Raw genomic sequence first — 12660 nt, forward strand, 5'->3', positions numbered from 1 at the left:
GCGAAAACACTAGATATCGAGATCTTTCGCGAAGGCCGCGTTCTCCTGGATGAAACGGAACCGGGTCTCCGCCTTCGTGCCCATCAGGTCCTCGATGGCGGTCTTCGTCGCCTCGACTCGGTCCTCCAGGGTCTCGACGCGCAGCAGCGTGCGCACGGAGGGATCCATGGTGGTTTCCTTGAGCTGGTTCGCCGACATTTCGCCGAGGCCCTTGAACCGGCTGATCTCGATCTTGCCGCGCCCGGTGAATTCCGAGGCGATAAGTTCGTCCTTGTGGGCGTCGTCGCGCGCATAAAGCGTCTTGCCGCCCTGGGTCAGCTTGTAAAGCGGCGGAACGGCCAGGAAGAGATGTTCGTTGCGGATCAGTTCCGGCATCTCCTGATAGAAGAAGGTGATCAGCAGCGATGCGATATGAGCGCCATCGACATCGGCGTCGGTCATGATGATGACGCGCTCGTAGCGCAGGTCGTTCTCGCGGTATTTCGACCGTGTGCCGCTGCCCAGCGCCTGGACGAGATCGGAAATCTGCTGGTTTGCGACCAGCTTGTCGCGACCGGCGCTGGCGACGTTGAGGATCTTGCCGCGCAGCGGAAGGATCGCCTGGGTCTTGCGGTCGCGCGCCTGTTTGGCTGATCCGCCGGCGGAGTCACCCTCCACGATGAACAGTTCCGCGCCTGCGGCTGAGTTCTGGCTGCAATCGGCGAGCTTGCCGGGCAGGCGCAGCTTGCGCACCGCCGTCTTGCGGTTGACTTCCCGTTCCTGGCGACGCTTCAGCCGTTCGTCCGCGCGATCGACCACCCATTCGAGGAGTGCGTTCGCTTCCTGCGGTGAGGCGGCGAGCCAGTGGTCGAATGCATCGCGCAAAGCCTGCTCGACGATACGCTGCGCTTCCGTGGTCGCGAGCTTGTCCTTGGTCTGGCCGACGAATTCCGGTTCGCGCACGAAGACCGACAGCATGGCCGCGGCCGAGATCATGACGTCGTCGGTGGTGATGACGGAGCCGCGCTTGTTGCCGACGAGTTCCGCATAGGCCTTCAGGCCGCGCGTCAGGACGATTCGCAGGCCGGCCTCGTGCGTGCCGCCCTCCGGTGTCGGGATCGTGTTGCAGTAGGAGTGCACGAATCCGTCGCCGCCATGCCAGGTGATGGCCCACTCGACCGACCCGTGGCCGCCGGGGCGTTCGCTCTTGCCGGAGAAAATGTTGGCGGTGACCTTCTGTTCGCTGCCGAGGCTCGCTTCCAGATAGTCCTTCAGCCCGCCGGGGAAGTGGAACACCGCCTTGGGCGGTGTCTGGTCCTTCTCACCCAGCAACTCGGGCGCGCATTGCCAGCGGATTTCGACGCCACCGAACAGATAGGCCTTGGAACGCGCCATCTTGTAGAGGCGCGCAGGCTCGAACTTCGCGGATTTGCCGAAAATCTCCGGGTCCGGGTGGAAGCGCGTCCTGGTGCCGCGCCGGTTCTGCACTTCGCCGAGATCCTCCAGCCCGGTGACAGGCTGGCCGCGTGAAAAGCGCTGGCGGTAGAGTTTGCGATTGCGGGCGACCTCAACCTCGAGATCGTCGGAAAGCGCGTTCACGACCGAAACGCCGACGCCGTGCAGGCCGCCGGACGTCTCGTAGACCTTGGAGTCGAACTTGCCGCCGGCATGCAGCGTGGTCATGATGACTTCGAGCGCCGACTTGTCCTTGTGCTTGGGATGCGGATCGACGGGAATGCCGCGGCCGTTGTCGGTGACGGTGATGTAGCCCTCGGTGTCGAGAGCGACCTCGATGAAGGTGGCGTGGCCGGCAACGGCCTCGTCCATCGAGTTGTCGATCACTTCCGCGAAGAGATGGTGAAGCGCCTTGTCGTCGGTACCGCCGATATACATGCCGGGCCTGCGGCGCACCGGTTCAAGGCCTTCGAGGATCTCGATGGCCGATGCGTCGTAATCGCCCGACGTGTCGGGGACCTGCTTGGCGCGCTTCGCGGCGCGTTCCGGCGGCGCCGATCGCGAGCGGTTCGCGTCGGGTGCGTCCTGAACAGTGGAGAAGAGATCGCTGTTGTCGTCCATGGCCATCCGTCAATCGTTTCGGTCGGAAAACCGAATCACTTCCAATAATGCATCCGCTTTCACCAAACGCGAACAGGCACGCCATGCCATGCCCTGTGTTTACGGCGATTTAACCACATCGGGGAAAGCCGAGAGTTTGAAAAGCCATGTTACGTGAATGTTCACGCTTGAGCGTCATCGTCAGCCAATAAAACCGGGGAAAACGGGCATCCGCATGGCGGATTGAGGCTGGGCAAAGGTGAACAAGAAATTCCTGATAATGGGCGGTATCGCCATTGTCTTCGGCGGACTGTCGATCGTCGCTGCGGACTTCTGGCTGAAGAACAACGTCCAGACGGTCGTCGAGACTGTCGAGGTGCCTGCCGGAGGCGCGCCTTTGGCGGAGTTTTCGACCATCGTCGTCGCGGCGGAGCCGATGCGTTACGGGGCGCTGATCGACGCCGGCATGCTCAAGGAACTGCCGTGGCCGAAAGATGATCTGCCCACGGGCGCCTTTCGGACAACCGAGGAATTGCTGGAGGGCGGCGAACGGGTTGCACTGGCGGCAATCGACGCGAACGAACCGGTGCTTGTTTCCAAGGTTACCGATCCCGACGAACAGGCGACGCTTTCGCGCCGGATCGAGGACGGCATGCGCGCGGTCACGATCCGCGTCGACGACATCACCGGTGTGGCGGGCTTCGTGGTTCCGGGCGACCGGGTCGATATCGCGCTGACACGGACTTTCACGATCGGAAAGAAGGGCGGCGAGGGCAAGGAAGACATCGCGCCCATCGAAACCTCGCCCGCCGGCGACAGGACGTTTACCGGCGAACCGGACAGCTTTGTCGCCACCACCGTTGTGCTGGCGAATGTGAAAGTGCTTTCGATCGACCAGATCGCCGACGAACGCCAGTCCGATCCCGTGATCGTGCGCGCGGTGACGCTTGAGGTCAATGCGCCGGGCGCGAAGGCGCTCGCCACCGCGCAATCGGCAGGCAGCCTGTCGCTGCAATTGCGCCGTGCCGGCGATGTCGCGACAGGCGAATTCAACATGCCGCCGCACGGCATCGACCAAGAAATGACATCGGCCTTTGAACCTAGCGAGGTTATCCCGGCAGCCTCCGCGCTGGCGAAGGTCACTGTGCGCCGCAGGACCGAGGTCGAGACCTACGATGTCCGCGACGAAGGAGCGAACTGATGACCAATCGCGGCCGCAATTTCATACTTGCCTGCGCCCTTGCCGTGCCGACCCTTGGTGGGCTCCCGTATCACGCTGCGCACGCGCAGCCGAACGTGCTCAACATCTCGACGTCGCGCACGCACCTGATCACGGTCGAGAAGGGCAAGCCGAAAACGCTTCGGACGCAGAGCTCCTTCTACGAAATCGTCGTCGGCGATCCGGAGATCGCCAATGTGCAGCCGCTGACCAATCGGTCCTTCTACGTTCTCGGCATAACGGCGGGAACGACAGGCATCGCACTGTTCGACGAGAACAAGCGGCTGATCGGCTCCGTCGATGTCGAGGTTTCGGTCGACACGACACGCCTGAAGACGGCGATCCGCGAGAATGTTCCAGATGCGGATATCAAGGTCACGACGACGAATGGTCAGGTCGTGCTTTCCGGATCGGCGCCGGATCAGGTTTCGGCCGACCGCGCCAAGAAGATCGCCTCGAAATTCGCGGGCGAGGATGAAGACATCATCAACTCGGTCGATGTGACCTCCTCGCAGCAGGTCCAGCTCAATGTTCGCTTCGTGGAGGTGAACAGGAATGCCGGGCAGGAACTGGGCGTCAAGATCAACGACCTGAGCTACAACAGCAACCGTAACAGTCCGGATTCCGGCTCGGCCGGCTATTCATCTGTCGGCAATTTCGTCGGTCGCCTCGTTTCGGGCGGCCTGAACGTCGATGTCGCAATCAAGGCGATGGAAGACCGTGGCGTGGCCAGGCGGCTTGCCGAGCCGAACCTGATTGCCCGGTCTGGTGAAACCGCGAGTTTTCTTGCCGGTGGAGAATTTCCCATTTCGGTCGTCGGCAAGGATGGCGACGTTTCAGTCCAGTACAAGAAATTCGGCGTTGGTCTCGAATTCACACCGAAGGTCCTGAAGGACGGTCTGATCTCGCTGGAGATTGAGCCGGAAGTATCCAGCTTGGACCGGACGCTTTCCAATGGCTTTCCGGTCCTGTCCGTCCGTCGAGCAAAGACATCGGTCGACCTCAAAAGCGGCCAGAGCTTCATGATGGCAGGGCTTTATCAGGCCAATAACGACAAATCGAATGCGACTGTTCCAGGCGCGCGCAAATTACCCGTCATTGGCGCTCTCTTCGCCAGCAGGGAATTCCAGCGGCGCGAAACGGACCTTGTGATGATCGTTACGCCGCATCTGGTTCGGCCGATTCAGCCGGGAACGCCGACTGCGACCCCCCTGGACGCCTCGCGGCCTGCGACCACACAGGAAGCCGTCGTCCTCGGCGTCGATGAAATGCGGACATCCGCGATGGGTTCAGGGGCAGGGATGCCCCGACGGACCTCCGGCCACATCCTGACGCTCGACATAGGGGGCTGAGAATGCGCGTTACCACAACCCTTCTGGCTCTTGGAGCGGGCCTGGCCTCGCTCACGGGATGCATGCTTTCCGACGATCCGTCGCTTGAGGGCATCGCGCTCGAAGGCGGAAATGCCGTTGCCCACAACTCCGCGCTGCAGATCATCGACCCATGGCCGCCCGGCGTGCAGGACAATGACCTCGTCGTGCCGGCGGATCGAGATGGCGACAAGGCGGAAGATGGCGTCGCCGTCGCCGCGCCAACGATCTAGGCCTCACTTCAACAAATCCGTTCAACCGACTGTATCGATGTAAAAATGTCCGACGAAAAGGAACAGAACAACAAGATCGTGCTGGTGTCGACCGACAAGGAATTCCTTGCCACGACACGCACGGCGTTTTCGGTGTCCGACGCGATCAAGCTGATCACCATCGAAAAGGCGGTGACGGAACTGCATGGCGATATCCAGGAAGCCGAGGCCGGCGCGGTGATCATCGATCTCGACGACGCGGACCTCGAACGGCTCGAAGCCTTGCAGCGTGTTACGCGGCGTCTGACCGAGCGTGTGCCCGTGATCGTCGTGACCAAGGGTTGTGATGCGGCGATGGTGCGCATCATCGTGCAGCTTCACGTCGCCGATTTTCTGGTCAAGCCGGTGACGACGGCGGATCTGGTGCGCTCGTGTATCCGCGCGCTGAAGGGCGTGGAGAAGAACGATACCGGCGAGGCCTATATCAGCGCCTTCATGCCGGCGGCCGGCGGCGTGGGCAACACGACGCTGGCGCTGCAATCGGCCTTTCTCTTGCATCGCTCCGCGACGCGTGCGGCCTCGACCTGCGTGGTCGATCTGAACTTCCAGAATGGATCCTGCGCCGAATATCTCGATCTCGAACCGCGCTTCGACATTACCGAGGTGGAACACCAGGTCGAGCGCCTGGACCGGCAATTGCTCGATGCGCTGCTGTCGAAGCACTCGTCGGGGCTGGCGGTACTGGCTGCGCCGAACATGCCGACGGAAATGCGATCCTTCGACACGGATGTCGTCGTTCGGGTTCTCGATCTCGTTTCCGCCTATTTCGACAACGTCGTCATCGATCTTCCGCGGACGTGGTTCCCATGGACCGAAACGGTTCTGCGTGGGTCGAACCATGTCTATCTGACGGCGGAACTGACGGTTCCGTGTCTGCGTCATGCGCAGCGACTGATCAACGCGATCGAAACCGATGTGGGCAAGGAGGTGAAACCGCGTGTGATCATCAACCGCTATTCGCCCAAGGGCCAGGATGGCGGGATCAAGTCCAGCGATGTCGAGAACCTGCTTGGCGAGCGCTTCGCCGGTGGCATCTCCAACAATTACAAGCTGGTGCGCGAAGCGGTCGACCGGGGCGTGCCGCTGCACGAGATCGATCCGAACGCCAATGTCATCCGCGATCTGAAGCGCATCATTCTGCCCGAGGAGATGCAGCTGGAAGTCGGGCGGAAACGCGGCCTTTTCGGCCTTGGGAAGGGCCTGATCCAGAAAGCAGGCTGAAAACGGCACGCGGAACGAGAACCGGCGAAGAACCGGACACGACAGGGAAATCGGTGCGACAATGACGAACAGCAGGTTCACGCAACTTTCGGCACGCGACGCGACCGCCAAGGCGGCGCCGATTCCCGCTCATGAAGAAAAGCCGATCGTCATTCCCAACAAGCGCTCGTCCAAGCCGATGCAGGCGAGGGCGGCGCCGAAGTCGCAGGAACGCACGCTCGACGCACGCGTGAAGCTGCATCGCAAGCTGATCGAGGAAATCAACCTCGTCGCGCTGGAGGCCCTTCCGCCGGACCGGATGCGTCAGGAGGTTCAGAGCTTCGTATCGGACTATGTCCGCACCGAACGCCTTGCGCTCAACGTGGCGGAGGTGGAAGCCCTGATCGACGATCTCGTTGACGAGATGGTCGGTCTCGGTCCGCTGGAGCCGCTTCTCAAGGATCCGACCGTCAGCGACATCCTGATCAACGGACACGAGAACTGCTTCGTGGAACGGGCGGGAAAGCTGGTCCAGGAGACGATCCCGTTCAAGGACGAGGCGCATCTGCTTCGCGTGATCAACAAGATCGTCGCGGCGGTCGGCCGGCGCATCGACGAATCCCAGCCGATGTGCGACGCGCGCATGCTCGACGGGTCGCGTTTCAACGCGGCGATCCGGCCGATCGGGGTGGACGGCCCGCTCGTCTCGATCCGAAAATTCTCCAAGAACAAGCTCGGCCTGCACAAGCTCGTCGAGTTCGGCGCATTGACGCAACCCATGGCGGAAGTGCTGGCGGCTGCGGTGTTCGCGCGGGTGACGACAATCATTTCGGGCGGCACGGGCACCGGCAAGACCACAATGCTGAACGCGCTGTCGGCGTTCATTTCCGAAGACGAGCGCCTGATTACCATCGAGGACGCGGCGGAACTGCAGTTGCAGCAGCCGCATGTCGCGCGCATGGAGACGCGGCCTGCCAACTCGGAAGGCGTCGGCGAGGTCCGACAGCGCGACCTCGTCAAGAACGCACTGCGCATGCGTCCCGACCGGGTGATCCTCGGCGAGTGTCGCGGCGAGGAAGCCTTCGACATGCTGCAGGCGATGAACACCGGCCACGAAGGGTCGATGGCGACCATCCACGCCAACACGCCGCGCGACGCGATTTCGCGCCTGGAACAGATGCTCGGCATGACCGGCATGCCGATGACGGTCGCCTCGATCCGCAGCCAGATCTCCAGCGCCATCGGGTTGATCGTCCAGTTGACGCGCCTCTCGGACGGCAAGCGCAAGGTGACCAGCGTCGCCGAGGTGACCGGCATGGAGGGCGACGTCATCCAGATGCAGGAGATCTTCACATTCCGGCGCACCGGAAAGACGGCCGAGGGCGATATTATCGGCCATTTCGAGGCGACTGGCATCCGTCCGCGCTTCCTTGAGGAACTGCACGCAATGGGCGTCGAGTTTCCGGGCGACTATTTCGATCCGTCGAACAAGCAGGCCGGCTGATGCAACTCGACGACGTCACGATCTACATCGTCTACGCCTTTGCGGGCGGCGCGGGCATCATGCTCGCGGAGGCGGCCTATATGCTGCTTTCCAGCGGCGCCGAGTCCCGCAAGGCGGTCAACCGGCGCATGCGGTTGCAGCAGCATAACGTCAACCAGAAGGAAGTGCTCGTCCAGTTGCGCAAGGAGCGCGGGCTCGACGGGGAGAATAGCCGCTTTTCGCCGATGGCGGCCCTGCGCGACTTGCGTATCCAGTCCGGCATGGTGATGCCGCTGGCGACGTTTCTGATGGTCACCACGGCGATCGCGGTTTCGATCGGCATCGGACTGGGATTTTATGTCAATCGGCTGCAATTCGGAATTCTGCTCGCCATTGCGCTGGCCCCGGCCTTGCCGTTCATGTCCTTGAAATGGCTGCGCAAGAAGCGCCACAAGCGCTTCGGCATGCAGCTTCCCGAGGCGCTCGACCTGATCACACGCGGCCTGAAGGCCGGTCATCCGGTGCCCGTGGCGGTCTCGATGGTCTCGCGCGAAATGTCCGACCCGATCGGCACGGAATTCGGCATCGTTTCCGACGAGATCACCTACGGGTCGGACATGGTGTCCGCGCTGCGCAATCTCTACGAACGCGTCGGCCACGAGGATTTGCCGCTCTTCGTGACGGCGGTGTCGATCCAGTCGACGACCGGCGGCAACTTGCGGGAAATCCTGGAGGGCTTGTCAGGCGTTATTCGCGAGCGCGGCAAATTGCGGCGCAAGGTCAAGGCGATTTCGGTGGAGGGTCGCATGTCGGCCTATATCCTGACGGCCGTGCCGGTGCTGCTGGTGGCGGCTGTCATGGTCCTGATGCCGACCTATTACGGCGATGTCGTTGCGGAAAGCCTGACTTGGTATCTCGTCGGCGGAGCCTTCTTTTGGCTGGTGCTCGGTAATGCCATCATGTTCAAGATGGCATCGTTCAGGTTCTGAGGGGAAACGTCATGGACCTGTCCTCTCTTTTGCTGCCCGCGGGCGTCTTCATCGTTTTGCTCGGTATCGGCGGGGTGATTTACTCGCTTTCGCAGGACAAGCGGCGTCAGACGCATTTGCGAAGCCGACTTCACTTGAGCTTCGAGGAACCGGGGGGCGGGGTTTCCGTCGTCGAGGATGACAAAAAGCGCCGGGATGCGGAATTGGCCGACAAGGCCGCGCGCCGTGCCGCGGAGTTCTATGCATCCGCCGATCCTGAAAACGTCGTGCGCCTTCGCCAGACCCTCATGCGCGCGGGCTATCTCGGGCCTGATGCCGTCGGAAAATTCTTCCTTGTGCGTTTCGTGGCGATGGGCGCGGGGCTACTTCTCGCGGTCGCCGTGATCCTGCTGATGCATATCGCGCCGCTGTCGCAACGCGGGATCATCTGTCTCGCCGGTTTCGCGGTCGGGGGCTATTTCGCGCCGGCTTTCGTCCTGAAGCAGAAGGTCAACCAGCGGGTTCTGGAATACCGCAACGGGTTTCCCGATTTCATGGACCTGATGATCGTCTGCGCCGATGCGGGCATGAGCCTGGAGGCATCGATCGAACGCGTTTCCAAGGAAATCCGCGTGACCTATCCGATGCTGAGCCAGAACCTCGTTCTGGTTTCGCTGGAACTGCGTGCCGGGCGCAGTATCAACGAAGCCCTGAAGGCGCTGGCCGACCGGCTGGGGGTCGATGAAGTGCGCGCTTTCGCGACGCTGCTCCAGCAGTCGAAGGAACTGGGCACGAGCCTTTCGGGCGCGCTCAGGGTCTTCAGTGACGAAATGCGCCACAAGCGCATGTCGGTGGCCGAGGAAAAGGCGCATGCATTGCCGGCCAAAATGTCCATTCCGGTGACGCTCTGCATTCTTCCCGTCGTGGTGATGATCGCCATTATCCCGATCATCGTACGGTTCAACATGTAGCGTTCGGCTTCGGGCTTTCTTAACCGAGGCCGTTTGCCGATCATTAGCCCCGTTTGCCGACCGCATCTTTACGGTTATCGGCTAGGCTGACCTCAACAGACCCGGAAAACCGGGCGTTACTTGGGGACAGCGTCATGAAAGACCGGATCTTTCGTTTCATCGCAATCGGCCTTGTCGCCGGCGGGCTCGCCGGTTGCCAGAGCGCGTCCACGATCGACACGGCCCTGACATCGGCTTTCCAGACGAACGGGCAGGGCAGTCTCGCGGAACGCAAGATCGTTGCCGGGCAAAAACAGTTCGCCGCCGGGAATTACGGTCTGGCGGAAAAGAACTTCCGTCTGGCGGTCGAGGCGACACCGGCGAACGGCACGGCGTGGCTGGGGCTTGCGGCGGCCTACGATCAGCTTGGACGCTTCGATCTTGCGGACCGCGCCTATACACAGCTCCTGAAACTGGAAGGGCCGAAGGCGTCCGTCCTGAACAATCAGGGTTTTTCCTACATTCTTCGCGGCGACATGAAGAAGGCGCGCAAGGTGCTGGCCGACGCGCGCGCATTGGCGCCCGACAACGCCATCATCGAAGGTAACTGGAAGCTCGCTGCCGGCTGAGCGCGAAGCCCCCCGCCTTGCATTGGCCCGAATGACATGGTCTATCCGGCGCGACTGAAACGAGCCGGACGAGCCATCCCGTGCGTGACATCCTTTCATTTTCCGACCCCGCCGAGGGCGAAAAGCGCGATCCCATGGAAAGCGCGCAGGCAAACATGCGCCGCCAGTTGCCGAAACGCTTCTACAAGAGCGTGGAAACGGGTGAGCGCGACGGTCTGCATCATATCCTGCTCGACGGCCGGGCCGTCAAGACGCCTGGACAGACGCCGCTTGCACTATCGACGGCCGCTGCCGCTTCGCTGATTGCCGACGAATTCGACGTACAGGGCGAAGAAATCAACCCGGCGACGATGCCGTGCTACCGGCTCGCCAATACCGCGCTGGACGGCGTGGCGGCCGACATGCAGGCCGTTCTCGAAGACATCTTGCGCTATTGCGGCACCGATCTTCTTTTCTATCGCGCCGACGGACCTCCGGGCCTGACCGACCGGCAGCGCGAAGCCTGGGACCCGGTGGTCGACTGGGCCGAACGGGTGGCCGGCGCGCGCTTTACGCTCGCCGAGGGCGTCATGCACGTCGCGCAGCCGCGCGAGGCGATTGCCGGCCTCGGTATTCACCTGAACACCGTCACCGATCCGGTGATCCTTGCGGCGCTGCATTCGATGACCTCGCTGACCGGTTCGGGACTGCTGGCGCTGGCCGTCTGGAAACGCGAGATCGACGCCGCGCAGGCCTGGGAGGCGGCGCATGTCGACGAGGACTGGAACATCGCGCAATGGGGCGAGGACGCCGAGGCCAAGGCACGGCGCACCGCGCGCCGCGCCGAGATGGACGCCGCCGACAGGCTGATCAAGGCGCTGGGAGACTAGTCGTTACATCTCCGGCTATGGCGTGTCGAACTCGCGCGCGGAGCGTGCGGCTGTGGCACGCCCTATGCACATCTGCAATCACGGCGTCCGGGTGTTTGCGATGGCCGGTCGTGTGGTCAAGGCGTGCGGTGACATCGGCGCCGATCTCCAATATTCATCGTGATGGCCCGGGAGAGATCCTCGGGCGTCGTGTAAGGAGGAGGACGGTGTGGCGCAGGATACGTTTCTAAGGCCGGAATTCCTGGTCGCGGACGAAGAAGAGTTGCGGTCGCTGTTTCCCGCGACGCATGCCGTAGCCGTCGAGAAGTGCCTGGACCGGCTCGACACGCATGCACGGGATTTCCTGAAACGGTCGCCGTTCCTGTGCATGGGTACGCAAGCGCCGGACGGGTCCGCGGATGTCAGCCCGCGTGGCGATCCGCGCGGGTTCGTGAAGGTCCTCGACGATAAGACACTGCTGATCCCCGACCGGCCGGGCAACAACCGGCTGGACACGCAATCGAACATCCTTGCCAATCCTGCGGTCGGTCTCTTGTTCATGATTCCGGGGTTCGACGAGACCTTGCGGATCAATGGAACGGCGAAGATCACCCGCGACCCGGACCTGCTGGCGATGCTGCAAGTCAGAGACCGCGCGCCGCGGGTCGCCATCGTCGTCTTCGTCGACGAAGTGTTCCTGCATTGCGCCAAGGCGTTCCGGCGCTCGAATCTGTGGGACCCGGCCGCGCTTCAGGACCGCAGCGAAATGCCGTCGCTTCTCAACATGATCATGGACCAGACGTCCGGCGCGCCGGACGATCCCGAGGAGATGAAAAAGATCGACGCGGATCTCGAGGACGAATACCGCAAATCGATGTATTAGAGCCTTAGAAAAGCCCCAGCCCCTTCAAACTCACATGGCCGGTCTTGCCGATGATGACGTGGTCGTGGACGGCGATGTTCAGGGTTTTGCCGGTCTCGGCGATCTTGTGGGTCATCTCGATGTCGGCGCGCGAGGGCGTGGGGTCGCCCGACGGGTGGTTGTGGACCAGGATGAGCGCGGTTGCCGACAGTTCGAGCGCGCGGCGCATCACCTCACGTGGATAGACCGGCGTGTGGTCGACGGTGCCGATTTGCTGCACCTCGTCGGCGATCAGGACGTTTTTCTTGTCGAGGAAGAGAATGCGGAATTGTTCGCGGCTCTCATGCGCCATGGCGGCGTTGCAGTAGTCGATGACGGCGTTCCAGGAGGACAGGACCTCGCGCGCTGCGATTTCGCCCTTGAGCATGCGCTGCGCGGCGGCGGCGACGGCCTTCAGGTCGGCCGCGACGGCATCCTTGACGCCGGGAACCTCCGCCAGGCGCTTCGGGTCTGCGCCGAGGACTGCGCCGAACGAACCGAAACGGGCGATCAGCGCCTTGGCGAGGGGCTTGGTGTCGCGGCGGGGGATGGAACGGAACAGCAGCAATTCGAGCAGTTCGTAATCCGCAAGCGCATCTGGGCCGGCGTCGGCAAGACGTGCGCGCAACCGGTCGCGGTGGCCGGCGTGGGGCGAGGGCGCTTTTTCGGTAACGGTGCGCTTTTTCGAGGGATTCGGAGTCAGGTTGGCAGGTTGCGGGAACTCCGCGAGAAATACCTGCCTTTCGTCCGGCTCGTCGGCCATGGTCGCCCCCATTCGGGTGCGAG

General features: G+C 62.5%; 12 protein-coding genes. 10 read left to right on the forward strand and 2 right to left on the reverse strand.

Annotated features, from left to right (window positions below):
• Positions 1 to 9: 9 nt before the first annotated feature.
• A complete protein-coding gene (gene parE / locus ACQK2M_RS13600) occupies positions 10 to 2055 on the reverse strand; it encodes a DNA topoisomerase IV subunit B (RefSeq protein WP_425418260.1) in 2046 nt (681 codons plus the stop codon).
• A gap of 238 nt (positions 2056 to 2293) precedes the next feature.
• Here parE and cpaB point away from each other — a divergent pair, with 238 nt between their 5' ends.
• The 10 genes from cpaB to ACQK2M_RS13650 all read left to right on the forward strand — a co-directional run bounded on the left by cpaB (position 2294) and on the right by ACQK2M_RS13650 (position 11856).
• A complete protein-coding gene (gene cpaB / locus ACQK2M_RS13605) occupies positions 2294 to 3235 on the forward strand; it encodes a Flp pilus assembly protein CpaB (RefSeq protein ID WP_425418261.1) in 942 nt (313 codons plus the stop codon).
• Entirely contained in the window at positions 3235 to 4605 is a 1371-nt protein-coding gene (locus tag ACQK2M_RS13610) for a type II and III secretion system protein family protein (protein WP_425418262.1), read from the forward strand. Before cpaB ends, ACQK2M_RS13610 begins: the two co-directional genes overlap by 1 nt.
• 2 nt (positions 4606 to 4607) lie before the next feature.
• Complete coding sequence (locus ACQK2M_RS13615; protein WP_425418263.1) at positions 4608 to 4856, forward strand: hypothetical protein; 249 nt, start codon at positions 4608 to 4610, stop codon at positions 4854 to 4856.
• A 45-nt stretch (positions 4857 to 4901) separates the two neighbouring features.
• Complete coding sequence (locus tag ACQK2M_RS13620; RefSeq protein WP_425418264.1) at positions 4902 to 6116, forward strand: AAA family ATPase; 1215 nt, start codon at positions 4902 to 4904, stop codon at positions 6114 to 6116.
• 61 nt (positions 6117 to 6177) lie between these two features.
• Positions 6178 to 7599, forward strand: a complete 1422-nt coding sequence (locus ACQK2M_RS13625; protein ID WP_425418265.1) for a CpaF family protein — start codon at positions 6178 to 6180, stop codon at positions 7597 to 7599.
• Positions 7599 to 8567, forward strand: coding sequence for a type II secretion system F family protein (locus tag ACQK2M_RS13630; protein WP_425418266.1), 969 nt, complete (start codon positions 7599 to 7601; stop codon positions 8565 to 8567). The genes ACQK2M_RS13625 and ACQK2M_RS13630 overlap by 1 nt, the downstream gene beginning before the upstream one ends.
• Before the next feature lie 11 nt (positions 8568 to 8578).
• A complete protein-coding gene (locus ACQK2M_RS13635; protein ID WP_425418267.1) occupies positions 8579 to 9517 on the forward strand; it encodes a type II secretion system F family protein in 939 nt (312 codons plus the stop codon).
• Between the two features lie 134 nt (positions 9518 to 9651).
• A complete protein-coding gene (locus ACQK2M_RS13640; RefSeq protein ID WP_425418268.1) occupies positions 9652 to 10125 on the forward strand; it encodes a tetratricopeptide repeat protein in 474 nt (157 codons plus the stop codon).
• A gap of 80 nt (positions 10126 to 10205) precedes the next feature.
• Entirely contained in the window at positions 10206 to 10994 is a 789-nt protein-coding gene (locus ACQK2M_RS13645) for an ATP12 family chaperone protein (RefSeq protein ID WP_425418269.1), read from the forward strand.
• Between the two features lie 208 nt (positions 10995 to 11202).
• The gene (locus tag ACQK2M_RS13650) at positions 11203 to 11856 is read left to right on the forward strand and encodes a pyridoxamine 5'-phosphate oxidase family protein (RefSeq protein WP_425418270.1); all 654 of its coding nucleotides are present in this window, start codon (positions 11203 to 11205) and stop codon (positions 11854 to 11856) included.
• A 4-nt stretch (positions 11857 to 11860) separates the two neighbouring features.
• Here ACQK2M_RS13650 and radC read toward each other — a convergent pair whose 3' ends face one another.
• Positions 11861 to 12637 (reverse strand): RadC family protein, encoded by a 777-nt coding sequence (gene radC, locus ACQK2M_RS13655; RefSeq protein WP_425418271.1) that lies wholly within the window; start codon positions 12635 to 12637, stop codon positions 11861 to 11863.
• Positions 12638 to 12660 lie beyond the last annotated feature (23 nt).

The sequence above is a fragment of the Oricola indica genome (assembly GCF_965227485.1).
Taxonomy (GTDB): domain Bacteria; phylum Pseudomonadota; class Alphaproteobacteria; order Rhizobiales; family Rhizobiaceae; genus Oricola; species Oricola indica.